The 18,595-nt window shown below is 39.9% G+C and carries 17 protein-coding genes and 1 pseudogene; 3 read left to right on the forward strand and 15 right to left on the reverse strand.

What is annotated here, in order from left to right; translation table 11 throughout:
* Nucleotides 1-133: 133 nt before the first annotated feature.
* Genes FQT28_RS09620 through FQT28_RS09630 form a run of 3 tightly spaced genes read right to left on the reverse strand, consistent with a single transcriptional unit; the run spans nt 134 to nt 1,220 of the window.
* On the reverse strand, nt 134-400 hold the full coding sequence (locus FQT28_RS09620; RefSeq protein WP_125449775.1) for a hypothetical protein: 267 nt from the start codon (nt 398-400) through the stop codon (nt 134-136).
* Nucleotides 401-411: 11 nt separating this feature from the next.
* On the reverse strand, nt 412-1,017 hold the full coding sequence (locus FQT28_RS09625) for a Rha family transcriptional regulator (protein WP_125449773.1): 606 nt from the start codon (nt 1,015-1,017) through the stop codon (nt 412-414).
* 14 nt (nt 1,018-1,031) lie between these two features.
* Nucleotides 1,032-1,220, reverse strand: a complete 189-nt coding sequence (locus FQT28_RS09630; protein ID WP_125449771.1) for a RodZ family helix-turn-helix domain-containing protein — start codon at nt 1,218-1,220, stop codon at nt 1,032-1,034.
* A gap of 177 nt (nt 1,221-1,397) precedes the next feature.
* Between FQT28_RS09630 and FQT28_RS09635 the strand changes: the two genes are divergently transcribed.
* The 3 genes and pseudogenes from FQT28_RS09635 to FQT28_RS09645 all read left to right on the forward strand — a co-directional run bounded on the left by FQT28_RS09635 (nt 1,398) and on the right by FQT28_RS09645 (nt 5,377).
* The gene (locus FQT28_RS09635) at nt 1,398-2,036 is read left to right on the forward strand and encodes a helix-turn-helix domain-containing protein (protein ID WP_125449769.1); all 639 of its coding nucleotides are present in this window, start codon (nt 1,398-1,400) and stop codon (nt 2,034-2,036) included.
* A 299-nt stretch (nt 2,037-2,335) separates the two neighbouring features.
* Nucleotides 2,336-3,928, forward strand: a complete 1,593-nt coding sequence (locus tag FQT28_RS09640; protein WP_143990031.1) for an SIR2 family protein — start codon at nt 2,336-2,338, stop codon at nt 3,926-3,928.
* Between the two features lie 283 nt (nt 3,929-4,211).
* Nucleotides 4,212-5,377: pseudogene (locus tag FQT28_RS09645) on the forward strand (tyrosine-type recombinase/integrase).
* 156 nt (nt 5,378-5,533) lie between these two features.
* Here FQT28_RS09645 and FQT28_RS09650 read toward each other — a convergent pair.
* From FQT28_RS09650 to hpf, 12 genes are all read right to left on the reverse strand, one after another.
* Nucleotides 5,534-6,262 (reverse strand): ABC transporter ATP-binding protein, encoded by a 729-nt coding sequence (locus tag FQT28_RS09650; RefSeq protein WP_125449765.1) that lies wholly within the window; start codon nt 6,260-6,262, stop codon nt 5,534-5,536.
* Nucleotides 6,262-7,269: an ABC transporter substrate-binding protein gene (locus FQT28_RS09655; RefSeq protein WP_125449763.1), complete on the reverse strand. Its 1,008-nt coding sequence runs from the start codon at nt 7,267-7,269 to the stop codon at nt 6,262-6,264. Before FQT28_RS09655 ends, FQT28_RS09650 begins: the two co-directional genes overlap by 1 nt.
* A gap of 38 nt (nt 7,270-7,307) precedes the next feature.
* Nucleotides 7,308-8,066: an ABC transporter permease gene (locus tag FQT28_RS09660; protein ID WP_125449761.1), complete on the reverse strand. Its 759-nt coding sequence runs from the start codon at nt 8,064-8,066 to the stop codon at nt 7,308-7,310.
* On the reverse strand, nt 8,029-8,319 hold the full coding sequence (locus FQT28_RS09665; protein ID WP_000647674.1) for a thiamine-binding protein: 291 nt from the start codon (nt 8,317-8,319) through the stop codon (nt 8,029-8,031). Before FQT28_RS09665 ends, FQT28_RS09660 begins: the two co-directional genes overlap by 38 nt.
* Before the next feature lie 275 nt (nt 8,320-8,594).
* On the reverse strand, nt 8,595-11,228 hold the full coding sequence (polA, locus tag FQT28_RS09670) for a DNA polymerase I (protein WP_143990032.1): 2,634 nt from the start codon (nt 11,226-11,228) through the stop codon (nt 8,595-8,597).
* Nucleotides 11,229-11,312: 84 nt separating this feature from the next.
* A complete protein-coding gene (locus FQT28_RS09675) occupies nt 11,313-12,422 on the reverse strand; it encodes an N-acetylmuramoyl-L-alanine amidase family protein (protein ID WP_143990033.1) in 1,110 nt (369 codons plus the stop codon).
* A 90-nt stretch (nt 12,423-12,512) separates the two neighbouring features.
* Nucleotides 12,513-12,788, reverse strand: coding sequence for a Veg family protein (locus FQT28_RS09680; RefSeq protein ID WP_143990034.1), 276 nt, complete (start codon nt 12,786-12,788; stop codon nt 12,513-12,515).
* A gap of 1 nt (nt 12,789) precedes the next feature.
* The gene (dnaB, locus tag FQT28_RS09685; protein ID WP_143990035.1) at nt 12,790-14,142 is read right to left on the reverse strand and encodes a replicative DNA helicase; all 1,353 of its coding nucleotides are present in this window, start codon (nt 14,140-14,142) and stop codon (nt 12,790-12,792) included.
* A 43-nt stretch (nt 14,143-14,185) separates the two neighbouring features.
* The gene (rplI, locus tag FQT28_RS09690; protein WP_000864206.1) at nt 14,186-14,638 is read right to left on the reverse strand and encodes a 50S ribosomal protein L9; all 453 of its coding nucleotides are present in this window, start codon (nt 14,636-14,638) and stop codon (nt 14,186-14,188) included.
* Nucleotides 14,635-16,608, reverse strand: coding sequence for a DHH family phosphoesterase (locus FQT28_RS09695; protein ID WP_143990036.1), 1,974 nt, complete (start codon nt 16,606-16,608; stop codon nt 14,635-14,637). The genes rplI and FQT28_RS09695 overlap by 4 nt, the downstream gene beginning before the upstream one ends.
* Before the next feature lie 156 nt (nt 16,609-16,764).
* A complete protein-coding gene (locus tag FQT28_RS09700) occupies nt 16,765-17,943 on the reverse strand; it encodes an acetyl-CoA C-acetyltransferase (protein WP_143990037.1) in 1,179 nt (392 codons plus the stop codon).
* 87 nt (nt 17,944-18,030) lie between these two features.
* Nucleotides 18,031-18,579, reverse strand: a complete 549-nt coding sequence (gene hpf / locus FQT28_RS09705; protein WP_000599119.1) for a ribosome hibernation-promoting factor, HPF/YfiA family — start codon at nt 18,577-18,579, stop codon at nt 18,031-18,033.
* Nucleotides 18,580-18,595 lie beyond the last annotated feature (16 nt).

The raw sequence follows: 18,595 nt of genomic DNA on the forward strand, positions 1-18,595 counted from the left end.
CCTGCACTTTGGTTTTTCTTTAGATATTTGATAGAATATATATTTTTTGCTATAATCAAAGCATAGAAAAAATTTCTATATCCTTAATCTTTTCGCTTGCTCGCTTCGTCTAAAATTTGAGCAAGTGATTTTTTTATTTTCTTTTTGCATGATTTCTACCTGACTTTGGTCTATAAAGCAAGTCTTTGCTTTCGATAAGATCCAGAATCCAGCTGAATCCCTGCTCCACCGTCTCTAGAAATGCCCCTAAATCCTCACTTTCTAACTCCTCATAATTTCTACAAAGATATCCAGCTAGTTCTCTATCCTTCTCAACTAAGTTTTTAAAATCCTTGAGATACCTAGGAATCGGAACCCCCTTGCTATTGGTGATTGTTTGGTATTCTACTTCATTGTTCATTTTCCGAACTCCTACACTTTAAAAACAAGGTTCTTAATTTCTGAATAACCCATATTCAAATTGATTAGGGCTATTGCCATGTCTTCCAAACGTTGGTAGTTTGCCAGTTCTACACTTGTCAAGCCATCAATGCCGTTCTTACTTTCTCGCTCCTTCATGAGTTGCGTTTTATTCTTCCCTGTCACTCCCTTCAGTAGTAAGTTTGTCAGGGTACTATAGGCATGCTTAGGGGCTTTCTCCCATGTTTGAATAGCTTCAGTTAAACTTTTGCGCTTTGGTTTTTCCAATTCTCTCTGTAGTTGTCGCTTAGAAAGTTCGTCGCGCATTTCAAAGAATGCTTTAACAAGGTTTGTCTTGAAGTCAATAACTTGCGGTGTGTTGTCTAAGTAAGTTATTAGTAGTGTAGCTTGTTGCTCATTTAAACGATAGACTTTTTTAGGTCGTCCTTTTCCGTCTAATTTATGGATTTCAAATCCATAAAATCCAAACGCCGTAAATCGCTCTTTGTGATTTCTTAGTAGACGTGTTACAGTGTGGTGCTGTACTCCAGCACATTCAGCGATGATTTCGCTTGTAGTATACGGCTCTTTCTTGCCGTCCATGTAAACCAATTCCATTAGTTCGCTCCTTTCTAATAGTCTTCTAAAAGCCACTCTATCACACTTTCGTAAATGCGTTTAGGTGCATCGTAGTTGCCAGCTTCAATCTTTACTAGAGTGGGAGGTGTAATTTTCAGCCTCTTGGCTAACTGAACTTTCCCTAACTGAAGTTCTCCTCGTTTTCGACGAACTTTTTTCGCATGTTCTATAGTTAACAACATTATCAACTCACTCCTTTCTAAAAAATCTTTATTTTGACGAAAGTTTTTTCATCACATTTTGAATTATAAACGAATTTTTTTTCGTTGTCAAGCGATAAATGAAATTTTTTTCGTCTATGATTTTATTTTTTCTCTCTACTATGTTATACTCTAGATAAACGTATAAGAGGATAACTAATGGAAAAACAAACACCTAAAAATAATCTAAAAAAACTTAGAATAGAAAAAGGATTCTCCCAAAAAGAATTTTACGAAGATATTATAAAAAAAGAACTAGGTTTGGATATTACTTTACGAACTTATCAAAATTGGGAAAATTCAAGTAATGAAATCAAATCAAAACCTGCTCTACTACTTGCTGAATATTTCAGGGTAAATGTTGGATATCTTTTAGGGGACGACGAAAGAAGAACTAACTATCTGTCTTCGACTATAGAGAAATATGGAGATAACATGGATTCCCCTGCGGACTTCGCAGGATATGGTTTATTAGCGCTAACTCGTGGTGAAAAAGTAAGAGATACTGTGATTGAAAACCTTAGAGAAATCACCGATTATTATGGTCATAAAAGGTTTTCTAAGGAAGAGTTTAAAAATTGGAGTCAAGAGAAAAAAGACTTTATGATAAAAGAAATGCAAGACTATGCTGATACAAATATCGGAAGATTTCTTGCAGGCCTAATGACATTTCCTGATAAAACTAAAATTACTATTATCGATTTCTTGTCCCTAGATAAGAGTGATAGAGAAGCACTTAGTACAATAATTTCCTCATTAGCTGATAATCCTGTTCTTCATAAAGATTATGATGACTAATATAAAATTACTAGACACTATATAAGTCCCATAATCGCTTTATTTTCTTATCTGGTACATTTTTACAGTCCATCCTCTTAAAATCGAAAATAGGGGCATTCTCGTATCTCCTCGCATGGTATAAACTCAAAACCTTTTCTATCTAAAAGAAAAAGAAATATAAAGATATATAAAAAAGTATACAAATAATAACACTTTTAGGTACATATTAAAAACATAGAAACATAGTTTTAAAATATTGTGTAAACCACAATTTAATCATACTTACTAATTTTTAAAAAAATCAGGGGGATAATTTGATGATTAAAGATATTATTGAAAATAATAGTTATCCAATTGTATTTATTGGCTCTGGGATGTCAAAACGTTATTTGAAAAATTTTCCTACTTGGGATGCACTCCTTAAAGAATATTGGGAGCAAATAGAGGAACCAACTAGTATTTTTCAATTCAAACGCTCACTGAAAAGATCAGAAATTCCAGAAACTACTACAGATTTAGAAAAAGATTTTTTAGTTAACGTAAAAACTGCGGCTTACATCCAGCAAAAATTTGACGACCTCTTTTATGATGGAACCATTTTTGTCGAGGGTCTTACCGATGAAGAGGCTTATTCAAATAACATTTCGCCTTTTAAATACTCGGTTGCACAGCGTTTTTCAAAATATGAAATTAAAGATGAGATGCGTGACGAGATAGAAGAATATAAGAACTTTCTGTCGAAAGCTAAAGTTATTGTGACTACGAATTATGACACTTTAACAGAAGATTTACTTGCCGAATTAGATAAAAGGCCGACTGTTTATATTGGTCAAAAAGGTTTTTTTGACGAAACCTATAACTGGTCAGAATTATTCAAAATTCATGGAGATGTAAATGACCCCAGCAGTATTATTATCACAGAAAAAGATTATAAAACTTATGATCAAAATTCCATTTTAATCAGTGCAAAAATACTCTCTAATTTAATTCAATCACCAATTATTTTTTTAGGATATTCTCTTACTGATAGAAATGTTCAAAAATTATTGACAGATTTTGCTTCACAGCTTCCAAATGATGACATGAGGAAAAATCTTAATCGAATAACAGTTGTAGAATATGAAAAGGATAATCACGATTTTACAGAACAGATTGTCAACAACCCTTCTTTGAATACCTCACATTCAATTCTAAGAACTGATAACTATAAACAAATTTTTTCAGACATAGGAAAAATAAACCAAGGATTGACTCCTTATGAAGTCAATCGTTTTCAAGAATCAATAAAAACTATAATTGTTACTGCAGGTAAAATAGGAAAACTTGATAGTCACCTTGTTAGTCCACAAAATCTTGACACTCTTCCTGAAGATATAAAAAAACGACGGATAGTCGTCGCTTTAGGTGATAAAAAGAATATGTTTGTAAATCCTAGCTACATCGATTATGTAGAAGATTATTTCAACGATGGAGCCACATTCTTACCAGAAGTCGCCTTACGATTTATAGCTAACGAAAATACACAAGCTAGAATCCCTTTTGTTAAATATCTAAAAGATGTAGATTATGATAAGTTCGACTTCTTATCTAAAAAACAAAAAGAAAAAATCTCCAAAAGAATCAATAAAATGGGAACTCTGCAAAACATCATTGATACGGTACCCAGACACAACAAAAAGGCATACAGCGATTTGCAAACTATTCTAGAGCTCAATGCACCTAAAACAAGAGAATTAGAATTAATCGCTTATAATATAGAGAATATTCCACAAAATGCCGTACTAGATTATATTAATTCTAAAGTAATTCCTGTCCTACAAGATAATTATAATGATAATGCTTCCGAATTATCAGCTCAGAGACGATTATTATTGGCTTATGATTTGATTAGTAACGGAAATTTGAGATAACAAAAAAAAAAAACGATAGAGGACTGCTCGAGATGCAGAAAACTATCGTTGGGACTAGCGGGGATTTGCTAGGAGAAGGGCAGGTTCTAAACTAATTTTAGAAAAAGACACATTCTTCAACACTATTTTATAATTTTTAGAAGTGATAGTCAACTTCTAAAAACTATCAATAAAAAATTATTAGAAATATTGTAAAAACAATAACGTACTTGTGATTTATTACACTCTATAAACTCAAAACCTTTTCTAATTGCTTGCCTGCTGATGGAAAAGGAGTAAAACCATGAAGATTACACAACACACGAAAAAAGACGGATCAGCAGTCTACCGCTCTAGTATCTATCTTGGCATTGATTCTGTAACTGGTAAGAAGGTCAAGACTACCATATCAGCACGAACAAAGAAAGAACTCAGAAACAAGGTCACCCAGGCTAAGGTAGAATTTGAGAAAAACGGCTCTACACGGAAACAACGCTCACTATAACAACCTATAGCGAACTTGTAGACTTATTTTGGCAAACCTACCAGCATACCATAAAGACTAACACGCAGATAAAGATAAAAGGCTGCTTAAATAATTACCTCTTACCCTCATTTGGTACTTACAAACTAGATAAACTTACCCCTGTTATTATCCAAACTCAGGTAAATAAGTGGGCGGAAGAGTATAATCAGGACGGAACGGGGTATAAAGAATATAATCACCTTCATGCCTTAAATAAACGTATTCTACAGTACGGAGTTTCTATTCAAGCATTAGACAATAACCCTGCTCGTGATATTGTCATTCCTAGAAAGATAACAAGAGATAAACAAGAAATTAAATACTTTCAAGATCAGGAACTTAAAAACTTCCTCTCCTATCTCGATAACCTGGAGAATACCTTTGTCAATTTCTATGATACTGTGCTTTATAAAACGCTCCTAGCTACTGGACTGCGCATCCGTGAATGTCTGGCCCTGGAATGGTCTGATATTGACCTGCAGAACGGAACGATCGATATTAACAAAACACTCAACATTTTAAACCAGGTAAACAGTCCTAAGACAAAATCAAGCTATAGAGTTCTAGATATCGATCATAAAACAGTGCTCATGCTTCGTCTCTACCGAGCAAGACAAGCAGAAAACGGTAGAAACATTGGCTTAACCTATGAAAAAGTATTCTCTGATAGCTTTGACAACTATATCAATACTCGAAAGGTTGATTATCGTCTACATAAGCACTTAAAAAACGCTAACTGTACTGACTTAGGCTTTCATGCTTTCCGACACACTCACGCTAGTATCTTGCTTAATGCCGGACTACCATACAAGGAAATACAGAAACGGCTTGGCCATGCAAAAATATCTGTAACTATGGACACTTACAGCCATTTATCAAAAGAGAACCAAAAAAGAGCAGTCTCATTCTTTGAAACTGCCCTAGAAAAAATAAAAAGTTCTTAAAAAAGTCCACAAAATTAAAAAATCGACACATAAAACCCTTATGTATCAACGATTATAGAATGATTTCGGTATAATTGACTATTATACCGAAATTTTCTCATTTTTAAAAGAAAAAGGGCGCTGGTAAAGGATAATCTTCACCAACTCCCTATTTTTCTACTTATCTAAGCCTAATTCTGCCAAGATTTGACGCTTGTAGGCAATCTTTTGGACTTCCTTGTCCTCACCTTCAGACCAATCTAGTTTAATTTCTGAAACAATTTGCCCAGGGCGATTTTTCAAAATATAGATGCGGTCGCTAAGATTGAGGGCCTCTTCGATGCTATGTGTAATGATCAAGGTCGTCAGCTGCAGCTGTTTGTGAATCTCCAGATACCAAGCGTGGAGTTCCATCTTGGTCATCTCATCCAAGGCGCTAAAGGCCTCATCCAAGAGAAAGAGCTTGTGTCCAAAAAGGTAGGTACGAAGCAAGGCCACACGCTGACGCATCCCACCACTGAGTTCATGGGGATACTTATCCCGTATAGCTGTCAGCTGGAAGGTCGCAAGGATTTCATCCGCTCGGGCAATGGCCTCCGCCTTATCCACCTTTTGAATCAAGAGAGGCAGGATGATATTGCCAAGCACCGTCTTGTGCTCCAAGAGGAGATCCTTTTGCAGCATATAACTCACGCGCCCCTTAGGATTTTCCTCGCCGTCAAGGACAATTCGCCCTGACTGAACTTCTAAAATCCCAGCGATTAGGTTAAAGAGGGTGGTCTTTCCAACACCACTAGGTCCCAGGATAGAAACCACTTCACCCAAAGTCACCTGCAGGTTGATATCCTCTAAAATCTTTTCATCGCCATAGGCATAGCTTACGTGTTCTAGTCTAATTTCTGTCATTATTTTACAAATTCGTTAGTGAAGCCCTTGTCAGTCAAGTCTTCTTTGAGGATACCATGTTCTTTATCCCATTTGTAGAAGGCATTCCAGCGGTCAGCGTCAAATTGTCCCCATTTTTCCTTGTCACTTGCGTATTCTTTTGACAAGTATTTTTGAGATTCGATGACAAAGTCACGTTTTTCCTTGAGTTCAGGTGCGTTCTTAATGAGGATATCGGCTGCTTCTTCTGGATGCTCCATAGCATATTGGTAGCCTTTTTTAATAGCTTGGATGACTTTGCGAGCTTCTTCTTTGTTGTCTTTTAGATAGTCGGTGTTAGCGATGATAACTGGTGAGTAGTAGTCAAACTCCTTGACATAGTCCTTTAAGTACATGAAGTTAGCATCTACGCCTTGAGATTTGGCAAGGATACCATCCCAACCGTAGTAGATCCAAGCAGTGTCAAAGACGCCATTGGCAATCGGTGTGATTGAGTTTGAGTCGTTGTTTGGTACTTTTTCGACCTTCTCAAAGTCTCCACCTTGTGATTCTACCAAGGTTTTCAACATAGCAAGTTCAGTGGGGTCATTCCAAGTACCGTATTTCTTACCAACCAAGTCCTTTGGACTGCTTACATTGTCAGATTTACGAGAGATAATTCCTGATGTATTGTGCTCTACGATAGCGGCAACGGCAGTGATTCCGGCCCCTTTTTCCAATTTCTTAGCCATGTAGTCTTGGAAATACACTGCAAATGGTGCCTTACCATTGATAACCAAGTCAGAAGAACTTTCTTCTGGTGGCAATTTCAAGTCAACATCCACTCCAGCTTCTTTGAAATATCCTTTTTCTTTGGCTACATAAAGCCCTGTGTGGTTGGTATTTGGCGTCCAGTCTAGGACAAAGTCAATCTTCTTGAGTTCCGCTTCCTTACTGTCCTTAGAAGCAGTTCCTTGGCCACAAGCCACCAGCACGACAGCTACAAAAGCTGTTACAAGCGTTAAAAACACTTTCCATGTTTTCTTCATTTTCATTTCCTCTTTTCTTTTTCTCAAACGTTCTTGTCCTATGAACGTTTCCATTTAATCACATATTTTTCGCTGACATCGACCAACTTCATACCAAGAAGGCTGATAATCGACACCAGAATAATAATGGCAAACATGGTATCATACTGAAACAGTTTCTTGGACTGAATCATGTAAACACCTAGTCCTTCAAAGCCTCCCAACCACTCAGATACCACTGTTGTGATAAAAGCGTAGGAGACACTGACTCTCAGACCTGCATAAAAGTAGGGCAGACTGACCGGAATTTTAAAATGCCAAAGGATTTGCCAAGGCTTGGCCCGCATCAGACTAAACAAGGTCAGCATATCCTTGTCACAATGCCTAAATCCGTCTAAAATGCTGACGATGATAGGGAAGGTTGTCGTCAAGATAATCAAGACAATCTTGGGCAAAATCCCATAACCTAGCCACAAGACCAAGATAGGGGCTATGGCAATGGTCGGGATAGTCTGGACAACCACCATCATAGGGTAGATAAGGTCATTGAGCCAAGTCAGACTGTCCATAAGCACCGCCATGAGACAGGCAATCAAGACTCCCAGAACCAACCCCAGTAAAGCCACTCTCAAGGTCGCCCAGCTATGGTGCCAGAGAAATTCTCTGTCACGAACAAATGCCTGGAGAATTTCAAAAGGGGTTGGCAAGATAAACTTGGGTAAAAGTTTGAATATTCCCGCTAACTGCCAGACTGACAAGACTCCTATAAAGCCCAAAAGACTAATGTGTCGTCTCATCATACTTTTCAAGTTTCTCATCGATGCTTAAAATCTCTCCTACATTTATTTTGACATTGGCAAAGACATTATCTGCCTCCTGCCCTGCCACTTCTAGCGCTTCTTTGAGAATGCGCATGAGCTCATCAAACTCCCCTTCCAATACCGTTTCAAATGGTGTCACCACCATAGTCACAGATTGAGCTTGCAGATAAGCAATAACCTGATCGATAATAGCAATCCGGTCAATCCCCTGTGATAGGGGCAAGACTTGCAAGGCAATGCTTGCTTTCATAAAAACCTCCTCTTCTAGGCTTCCTTTTAACAAAAAGAAAACCCCTTCCATATACGGAAAAGGTGCAGAATTCGGCTAAGTATCCTTCCCTACGCTGGCATTACCCAGATCAGGTGCGGTCGAAGTTTAACACTTCCTCTCAGACTGTACACAGACTCCCGTATCTTATATGGACATATGATAACGTAAAAAAAAGGATAAGTCAAGGAAACTGCTTACAGAAAATCATGAAAAAGAGTTTGAAGGCAAGTACTTCAAACTCTATCATATCTTTCTTATTTAGCCTCGTACCAAGTTGCTCCTTCATTTTCATCTGCAATGAGAGGAACACTGAGCTGAATGGCTTCTTCCATGGTTTGTTTCACCAGTACTTTGACGGCTGCTAATTCTGCCTTTGGAACTTCAAGAACGATTTCATCGTGCACTTGCAACAGCATCTTGGTCTGATAGCCACCTTCAACTAGAGCTTTGTCTAGCTGGATCATAGCAATCTTGAGAATATCTGCTGCTGAGCCCTGGATAGGAGAGTTGATGGCAGTCCGCTCTGCAAAACCACGAATGTTGAAGTTGCGCGAATTAATATCTGGCAACTCACGACGACGCTTGAAGAGGGTCTCTACATAGCCCTTATCACGCGCCTCACGCACCACCTCATCCATGTAGTTTTTAATACCTGGGAAGCGTTCAAAGTAAGTGTCAATGTAGGCTTTAGCCTCTTTACGACTAATCCCCAGATTATTAGACAAGCCAAAGTCTGAAATCCCGTAAACCACTCCGAAGTTTACCGCCTTGGCATTACGACGATCGTTTGGAGTCACATCCTCAGGACGTTCAATTCCAAAGACCCGCATGGCTGTTGAGGTATGGATATCTGCTCCCTCTTGAAAGGCCTTAATCAAGTGCTCATCTTTAGAAATATGAGCCAAAACGCGCAACTCAATCTGCGAATAGTCCGAGCTGAGCAGCACACTATCCTCCCACTCAGGCACAAAAGCCTTACGAATGAGACGGCCTTGCTCCAAACGCACAGGAATGTTTTGCAAGTTTGGATCCACACTAGACAAACGCCCAGTCTGAGTCAAATCCTGCACGTAGCGCGTGTGAATCTTGCCATCATCCAAAATCCAGTCTTGCAAACCAATCACATAGGTAGATTGAATCTTAGCAATCTGACGGTAGTCGAGGATTTTCTTAACAATCGGCGCAATAGGAGCCAGCCGCTCTAGCACATCCACGGCTGTCGAGTAACCTGTCTTAGTTTTCTTGGTGTATTCTAGAGGAAGACCCAGTTTTTCAAAGAGAAGAACGCCCAACTGCTTAGGTGAATTGATATTAAACTCCTCACCAGCCAGTTCGTAAATCTCTTGAGTGAGTTGCTCAATAACGACCTCATTTTCAGCCTGCATCTCAAGCAGGGTTTCTTTTTTGACCTTGATCCCAGCAATTTCCATCTTGGCAAGGACAAAAGCCAAAGGTTGCTCCATGTCATAGAGGAGATCTAACTGCCCATGTTCACTGAGTTTTTCAAGCAAAACAGGCTCGGTCTCAACCAAAACAGCAACCTTGCGAGCCAGGTGTTCCAAGAATTTCTCTCTCTCAGGGATGGCTTTCTTGACCCCCTTACCGTAGAAAGTCTCATCATCAGCCAGATAAGTCTGGCCGTAGAGACTCGCAATGGTTGAAATTTCATTGTTCTCGACTGTTGAGAGTAAGTATTTTGCCAAACGGCTGTCAAAAGCAGGGGCCTGCAGATTCAAACCCAAGCGATTTAAGAGAACCTTAGCTTTTTTAAAGTCATACACTTTCAGAGGTGTTTTTTCTAGAAAATTCTTGAAAATCGGCTCCTGCAAGAGCTCAAGTTTGTCTGTAGCGTAAAGTTTATCTCCGCAGGACCAGGCAAAACCAACCAAGTCATCTGTATGGTAGTTCTCACCAAAGAGTTCAAAGTGGAAGATAGAGTCGGAACTCAGCATGTCTTGACTGACGTGGTCAACGATAGTGAAATCCAAGCTCTCAGGTGCATCCGTTGACGAAATATTTAAAGCTTGTTTGAGTTGTTTGAAGCCCATCTCATCGTAGAATTTCCCGAGATTTTCCACATCTGGGCCACTATAGAGCAAATCATCAAGGCCAATCTCAATCGGTGCATTTGTCTCAATAGTCGCCAAGGTTTTAGACAAAAAGGCTTGTTCCTTGTCATTGATGAGATTTTCCTTCATCTTAGAAGCCTTCATCCCATCAATATTTTCATAAATACCCTCAAGCGAACCATGCTCCATCAAGAGCTTGATACCCGTCTTTTCACCAATTTTCGTGACACCAGGGATATTATCAGACTTATCACCCATAAGAGCCTTAAGATCAATGAACTGAGCTGGTGTGAGGCCCATCTTTTCCATGAGATAAGCTGGTGTAAAGGCCTCAAACTCAGCCACGCCTTTCTTGGAAATCTCGACCACCGTATGCTCGTCCGTCAACTGGATCAAGTCCTTGTCCCCGCTGACAATGGTCACATCAAAAGAATCCTTCTCAGCCAAGCGACCAAGAGTCCCGATGATATCATCCGCTTCATACTGGGGCAACTCATAATGGCGAATCCCAAGATGGTCTAACAACTCACGAATGAAGGGAAATTGCTCACGAAACTCATCTGGAGTTTTCGCGCGACCACCCTTATAGTCTGCATACATCTCTGTTCGGAAAGTCGTCTTACCTGCATCAAAAGCTACCAAAACATGGCTGGGTTCAACTCGCTCCAAGACATGATTTAACATGAGTTGAAAGCCATAGATTGCATTGGTATGAAGTCCATTAGCATTTTTAAAACGATCCAGCTGCTGATAAAGCGCAAAAAAAGCTCGAAAGGCAACAGAAGATCCATCAATCAATAATAATTTTTTCTTGTCCATACACCCATTATAAAGGAAAGCGGGGAAAAATACCATCGGAAAGAATAGACAAATGGTCGTGAAGTCTTCTTTTTTATATTCTTTCTAGATTCTAGCTCCGTTACTATCTACTCGATAGCCATCCACAATGGTATTCACTGCTAAAGCCCCTGAAGCATTGACGTAGTAATATTTTCCTCCTACTTGGAACCACTGACTAGACTTCATAGCCCCTGAACTTTCCAAATAATACCATGTTCCGTTTTCCTTGAGCCATCCTGTCTGCATCTCCCCCGATGCCTTTAGATAGTACCAATGCGAACTATCCTTTACCCAACCTGTTGACATGGTCCCATTGTCTTTAAAGTGATACCAACTGCCGTTTATTTTCTTCCAACCAGTTGCGAGTTTCCCGTTCTCACGGTAATTCCAAATACCGTTTTGCTTCTTCCAACCATTCTCCACCGATTCTGTTTCTGTATGCTGGACGTATCTTCTCGTTCCACTATAGGATAGGTAGCTAAGCCATTTATAACCGTCCTTTTCTACGATTTGGTCGTAGCTAACATTTTCACCAGGATAGTAGTAGTCAATAACCTGTGCTGTACTTGACGGCTGGTTTCGAATGGCAGATTTTTGAGTAAACGTATGAGTCCCACTAGACGCCAACCCTGACCTGATAGGACTTTCAGTTCTACCACCATTCCCTACCAAGTCCTTAAAATGGATAAAGCCTGTCATAGAGCTAGCTTTTACACTTCGACGATTGTATTTCTCCCTAACGCCATAGTTATACTCTTCGATCTCAATCGTGTCCCCTGATACATTAGATACCCAGGCCACATGCCCGTAGTAACCTTCTGTCGACCAAGCAATAGCTCCAACTTCTGGCTTAGTATCCACACGATAGCCTTCTCGCTTTGCACGATATCCCCATTCATTCGCATTTCCGTAGGCAGGAGGAATCTCAAAGCCATTCACACTACTCAAACGAAAGGCCGCAAAAGACGTACACTGGCGAGAATACATCCGCCACTGGTCGATTTCCACACTACCATTTTTGTAGTGAAGTGGATAGTCATCTCCACGCGCTACACTGTCAGCCTGAACCGATTCCCCACCAAACAAAAAGGTACTCGTAACGAACAAAGTAGCCAGTCCTACACCCAACTGAGTATATCCACTCTTCTTAACTCCTGATTTTAAAAACGTCATTCATTCTCCTTAATAATATAAATTTCCGAGGTTACCCTCCTTTATACTATTCGGGAGAAAAAGAAAAAAGTGAGCAAAGCCCACTTCATTTTATGATTTTTGGTCTAGATAGCGAATCAAGTTCTTTTCTGTCAAGATATCTGAGTAGGTGAAGGATTCGACATAGACATTGGCTTGTTTGTCTCCCTCAACATCCCCAAATTCAACAATAAATAGAGATGGATAAACCTCAATTAGCTTACCCAATCGATTTTTTTGGCGCTTACGGCCATTCTCCAAAGTCATTTCAACGACTTGTCCCTCATGCGCCTTGATTTCTTCTTTGATTTTTTTCATCTTGGCTACATCTGTAAATGCATCTGACATCTTATGCCTCCCTCTTTGAGATACTTGAAAATTTATTGTATTCTTTTTGGAAAATCAATTCCACCGTTCCGCGAGCTCCACTACGGTTTTTCTCGATGATAACCTCTACCTTGTTATTTGGAATTCCTTCCTCTTCTTCACCACCACGCTCATAGTAATCGTCGCGATAAAGAAAGGCTACGATATCAGCGTCTTGCTCAATAGACCCAGATTCACGAATATCAGACAAGACTGGTCTCTTATCCTGACGCTGTTCCACTCCACGAGATAACTGACTAAGAGCGATTACTGGAACCTTTAGTTCCTTTGCTAGGATTTTCAACTGACGTGAAATTTCCGAAACCTCTTGTTGACGATTTTCTCGACCAGTTCCCGTGATAAGCTGCAAATAGTCTATCAAAATCAAACCAAGATTTCCTGTTTCTTGAGCCAGTTTACGAGAACGAGAACGAATTTCCGTAATCCGAATCCCTGGAGTATCATCGATATAGATACTCGCGTTGGCTAGGTTCCCTTGAGCAATGGTATATTTTTGCCATTCCTCATCAGTCAATTGACCCGTACGGATAGAATGGGACTCCACCAAGCCTTCGGCCGCCAACATACGATCTACTAGACTTTCCGCACCCATTTCCAGTGAAAAGATAGCTACAGTCTTGTCCAACTTAGTCCCGATGTTCTGAGCAATGTTCAAGGCAAAGGCTGTCTTACCAACCGCTGGTCGCGCCGCTAGGATAATCAGCTCTTCCTCATGGAGACCTGTCGTCATATGATCCAAATCACGGTAGCCCGTTGCAATACCAGTGATATCCGTTGTTTGTTGTGACCGAACTTCTAGGTTCCCAAAGTTGATATTTAGAATATCACGGATGTTCTTGAAACCACTACGATTGGCATTTTCGCTAACATCAATGAGTCCCTTTTCAGCTTGAGCAATGATTTCATCTACAGGCTTAGAAGCCTCATAGGCTTGGTTGACAGAGTCTGTCAACTTGGAAATCAAGCGACGTAGCATAGCCTTTTCGGCTACGATTTTAGCATAATACTCCGCATTAGCTGAAGTTGGTACAGAGTTGACAATTTCAACAAGATAGGACAAGCCACCAATATTTTGGAGATCCCCTTGGCTATCCAAAATCGTTCGAACTGTCGTCGCATCAATCGCCTCTCCACGATCCGACAAATCTACCATCGCTTGGAAAATCAACCGATGAGCATACTTAAAGAAGTCTCGAGAATCAATGTATTCTCGGACAAAAACGAGCTTGCTCTCATCTATAAAAATAGCCCCCAGAACAGATTGTTCGGCCAAAATATCCTGAGGTTGAACTCGCAGTTCCTCTACTTCTGCCATCCGACTTTCCTTCCTTTTATAATCTTGTCAAGAAGTTGTAAACTTAACCTTCTTTTACACGAAGATTGATGACGCTTGTTACATCTTGGTAGATTTTTACTGGTACATCAATCAAACCTACTGCTCGAATTGGTGCTTTTACTTGAATGTGACGCTTGTCAATATTGATACCAAACTGCTTTTGCAATTCTTCTGCAATTTTCTTGTTGGTGATGGATCCAAAGGTACGGCCATCTGGTCCAACTTTTTCAACAAACTCTACGACAGTCTCTTCTGCTTCAAGCTTGGCTTTGATGGCTCTTGCCTCTGCTAACATCTCTGCATGAGCCTTTTCTTCTGATTTTTGTTTTCCACGCAATTCACCGATTGCCTGAGCAGTCGCTTCCTTAGCCAAATTCTTTTTAATCAGGAAGTTTTGGGCGTAGCCAGTTGGCACTTCCTTGATTTCGCCTTTTTTCCCTTTTCCTTTGACATCTGCTAAAAAGATTACTTTCATTCTTCTTTCTCCTTTTCTTTTAATTCATCTAAAATAAGTTGAGTCAATTTTTCTCCAACTTCTGATAGACTCATATCCTTAATCTGCGCAGCAGCTAGGTTAAAGTGACCACCACCGCCCAGTTCTTCCATAATCCGTTGGACATTGATTTTACTGCGGCTTCGAGCTGAGATTGAGATAAATCCTTGTGTATTTTTTGCTAGAACGAAACTAGCCTCAATACCAGACATAGCCAACATAGCATCGGCAGCCTTACTGATGACAACCGTATCATAAGTAGTTGAGTCCTCAGCTTGGGCAATTAAGACATCTGAACCCAATTTACGTCCTTGTAAAATGAGTTCATTTACCTCACGATATTCTTCAAAATCTGTCGCAGCAATCTCCTGGATAGCAATACTGTCACTTCCCCGTGTTCTGAGGTAGCTAGCTACATCAAAGGTTCTACTCGTTACTCGTGACGTAAAGTTTTTGGTATCCAGCATCATACCAGCCATCAGTACACTAGCCTGCATACGACTCAAACGATTTTTCTTAGAATTTTGGAACTGAATCAACTCTGTGACCAACTCACTCGCACTACTTGCTCCACTTTCGATATAGGTGATGACTGCATTCTCAGGGAAATCCTGATCACGTCTATGATGGTCAATAACAATAGTTTGAGTGAACAAATCATAAAAATCTTTTGACAAAGTCAAAGCCGTCTTGGAATGATCCACCAGAATCAATAATGAGCGGTTTGTAACTAACTTCATCGCATCTGTAAGAGATAAAAGCTTCGTGACATCTTCCTTCTTCAAGAACTGAATAGCACGTTCGATATCTGCTGGCATATGGTCTGCATCATAGACAGCATAACTGTTCTCAATAATATTACTTGCAAACAACTGCATACCAACAGCAGATCCCAAAGCATCCATATCTAGATTTTTATGACCGACTACAAAAACTTGGTCAACACTTCGAATCTTATCAGAAATGGCTGTCATCATGGCTCTGGTACGTGTACGAGTACGTTTGATAGATGCAGCAGTTCCTCCACCAAAGTAGACAGGATTCTTGGTTTCGTTATTTTCCTTGACCACCACCTGGTCACCACCGCGAACTTCTGCTAAGTTCAAGTTGAGCAAGGCAATTTTCCCTATCTCTTCATGGTTTCCATCACCATAAGAAAATCCCATACTTAGGGTTAGAGCTAGTTGCCTCTGTTTTGATTCTTCTCGGAAAGTATCAATAACAGAGAATTTATCATTCATCAATTCCTCGAGTACTGTGTAATCTGTGAATACATAAAAACGATCCATCCCCACACGGCGAGAGAACATAGCATACTTACTTGCAAATTCTGAAATAAAATTGGCTACAAAACTATTGATATGGCTGATATCAGAGTCAGATGTCGCATCCTCCAAATCATCATAGTTATCTACCGAGATGACTCCAATGACTGGACGGCTAGTTACCAATTCGACAGTTGCTTCGTACTCCCCAGAAACATCAAAGAAATACAAAACACCCGAAGCCTTGTCCATATGAACGGCATAGCGTGTTTCGCCCAAGGTAGCATACGAACCAGGATTCCCAACAGAAGCCTTGATGATGGTTTGAATTAACTCAACATCAATTTCGCCTTCTTCAGTAGTCAAAATTAGCTCAGCATAGGGATTAAACCATTCTACTTCTCCGCTTGATAAGTCTAATTTCAGGACTCCCACCGGCATTTGATCAAGCAAAGTACTCAAGCTATTTTCGGCTTGGTGATTTACATATTGGATTTGTTCAATTTCGCTCTTTTCATACTGTTTTTTTTGCCATACAAACAAAAGCAGATAAAACAGTACAAATAAAAACAAAACAGTGATTGTTACAGCAAGATTATGTGAAAAAATAATCAGCAAAGTTAAGATTCCGAAAGTTGCAAGTCCTAGCAAGACTGCAGAAAACGGGATTAAATTATTTTTTTTCATTCTAAACCTCTTGCGCATTATTATATCACAATAACCCTTAAAAAGCGACCTTTTAAAAGATGCAAGCCTTTCTTTCATGATTGATTTCTCTAACTTCAGACACAAAAAGAGGAGGGAATCATCACCCTCCTACCCACGTGTTCAGATCACTAACACCTAACGTTCCACGATAAGGGCAGTCCCCATCCCTCCTCCGATACAGAGAGTCGCTAACCCAGTTTTAGCATCACGTTTCATCATCTCATGTACCAGCGTTACTAGGATACGGCAACCGGAAGCCCCAATTGGGTGACCAAGAGCAATGGCGCCACCATTGACGTTGACAATATCTGTGTTGAAACCAAGTGTTTTACCAACTGCACAAGCCTGGGCAGCAAAGGCTTCATTTGACTCAATCAAGTCGAGATCTTCAACTGTCAAATTGCCTTTTTCAAGAGCCTTGCGAGTCGCATAAATCGGTCCACATCCCATCATCTTAGGATCCAAACCTGCACTTGCATACGAATGAATACGAGCAATCACTGGGAGTCCCAATTCTTCAGCTTTTTCAGCACTCATGACCAAGACAGCAGCTGCTCCGTCATTGATACCTGATGCATTACCTGCTGTAACAGAACCGTCTTTTTTGAAAACAGGACCTAGCTTAGACAAGCTCTCCAAGCTGGCATCTTTTCTAGGAAATTCATCTGTATCAAAGACAATAGGATCACCTTTGCGTTGAGGAATGACCACTGGAACAATCTCTTTCTTAAAGCGTCCAGATTCTATAGCCGCCACTGCTCGTTTTTGTGATTCCAAAGCAAGAGCATCTTGTTCATCCCGGCTAATACCATATTCCTCAGCCACATTCTCAGCTGTAATCCCCATATGGTATTCGTTAAAAGCATCAGACAAACCGTCCTTAATCATGGTGTCTACCACTTTCGAATCTCCCATACGGCCGCCCCAACGGAAGTTTGGCAAAACATATGGAGTCTGACTCATGTTTTCTGCACCACCAGCTACGATAATATCTGCATCGCCACATCGAATCGCTTGAGCAGCTAACTGAACTGCCTTCAACCCAGAACCACAAACCTTATTAATGGTAAAGGCTGGTGTAAATTCAGGGAGCCCCGCTTGAATGCTCATTTGACGAGCTACGTTTTGACCTAAACCTGCGCCTAGGACATTCCCCATAATCACTTCATCTACTTGCTCTTGTTTCACACTCGCCTTCTCCAAAACACTCTTAATAACCAAAGCTCCTAAATCAACAGCAGAAACATTCTTCAAGCTTCCTCCAAAGGAACCAATAGGAGTTCGCACTGCTGAAACAATCACTACCTCTTTCATAACTACCTCCATTTATACCTTGTATAATGATGCAATACAAAAGTGGTTTACAATTGTGTAAACCACTTTTACATAGTTGTCAAGATTTCATGATTCCTTAACTTCTAGCAAACCAACTTCACCATCTTCGCGGCGATACAAAACATTTGTTGTTTGATCTTCGACATCAACATAGATAAAGAAATCATGCCCCAACAAATCCATTTGAAGAAGTGCTTCTTCCAAATCCATTGGTTTTAAATCAATTTGTTTTGAACGAACCACTTTTGGCTGCACAACATTTGCATCTTCAACTAGAGCATCTGTAAAGAGTTGGCTTGTTGCAACCTTATTTTTATTCTTGCGTTCGATTTTTGTTTTATTTTTTCGAATCTGGCGTTCAATTTTATCTGTTACAAGATCGATAGAACCATACATATCTTGAGAAATATCTTCTGCACGAAGAGTAATTGACCCAAGTGGAATTGTTACTTCAACTTTTGCTGTTTTTTCACGGTAAACTTTCAAGTTGACACGTGCATCCAACTCTTGTTCAGGTTGAAAATATTTTTCGATCTTTTCGAGTTTAGAAACTACATAATTGCGAATTGCTTCTGTTACTTCTAGGTTTTCACCACGGATACTATATTTAATCATATAAGTACCTTCTTTC

Source organism: Streptococcus oralis, assembly GCF_901543815.1.
GTDB lineage: Bacteria > Bacillota > Bacilli > Lactobacillales > Streptococcaceae > Streptococcus > Streptococcus oralis_CM.

Bases quoted from the DNA above. Each gene is read 5' to 3' on its own strand.
- FQT28_RS09620 (WP_125449775.1), bottom strand. From the start codon at position 400: ATGAACAATGAAGTAGAATACCAAACAATCACCAATAGCAAGGGGGTT.
- FQT28_RS09625 (WP_125449773.1), bottom strand. From the start codon at position 1,017: ATGGAATTGGTTTACATGGACGGCAAGAAAGAGCCGTATACTACAAGC.
- FQT28_RS09630 (WP_125449771.1), bottom strand. From the start codon at position 1,220: ATGTTGTTAACTATAGAACATGCGAAAAAAGTTCGTCGAAAACGAGGA.
- FQT28_RS09635 (WP_125449769.1), top strand. From the start codon at position 1,398: ATGGAAAAACAAACACCTAAAAATAATCTAAAAAAACTTAGAATAGAA.
- FQT28_RS09640 (WP_143990031.1), top strand. From the start codon at position 2,336: ATGATTAAAGATATTATTGAAAATAATAGTTATCCAATTGTATTTATT.
- FQT28_RS09650 (WP_125449765.1), bottom strand. From the start codon at position 6,262: ATGACAGAAATTAGACTAGAACACGTAAGCTATGCCTATGGCGATGAA.
- FQT28_RS09655 (WP_125449763.1), bottom strand. From the start codon at position 7,269: ATGAAGAAAACATGGAAAGTGTTTTTAACGCTTGTAACAGCTTTTGTA.
- FQT28_RS09660 (WP_125449761.1), bottom strand. From the start codon at position 8,066: ATGAGAAACTTGAAAAGTATGATGAGACGACACATTAGTCTTTTGGGC.
- FQT28_RS09665 (WP_000647674.1), bottom strand. From the start codon at position 8,319: ATGAAAGCAAGCATTGCCTTGCAAGTCTTGCCCCTATCACAGGGGATT.
- polA (WP_143990032.1), bottom strand. From the start codon at position 11,228: ATGGACAAGAAAAAATTATTATTGATTGATGGATCTTCTGTTGCCTTT.
- FQT28_RS09675 (WP_143990033.1), bottom strand. From the start codon at position 12,422: ATGACGTTTTTAAAATCAGGAGTTAAGAAGAGTGGATATACTCAGTTG.
- FQT28_RS09680 (WP_143990034.1), bottom strand. From the start codon at position 12,788: ATGTCAGATGCATTTACAGATGTAGCCAAGATGAAAAAAATCAAAGAA.
- dnaB (WP_143990035.1), bottom strand. From the start codon at position 14,142: ATGGCAGAAGTAGAGGAACTGCGAGTTCAACCTCAGGATATTTTGGCC.
- rplI (WP_000864206.1), bottom strand. From the start codon at position 14,638: ATGAAAGTAATCTTTTTAGCAGATGTCAAAGGAAAAGGGAAAAAAGGC.
- FQT28_RS09695 (WP_143990036.1), bottom strand. From the start codon at position 16,608: ATGAAAAAAAATAATTTAATCCCGTTTTCTGCAGTCTTGCTAGGACTT.
- FQT28_RS09700 (WP_143990037.1), bottom strand. From the start codon at position 17,943: ATGAAAGAGGTAGTGATTGTTTCAGCAGTGCGAACTCCTATTGGTTCC.
- hpf (WP_000599119.1), bottom strand. From the start codon at position 18,579: ATGATTAAATATAGTATCCGTGGTGAAAACCTAGAAGTAACAGAAGCA.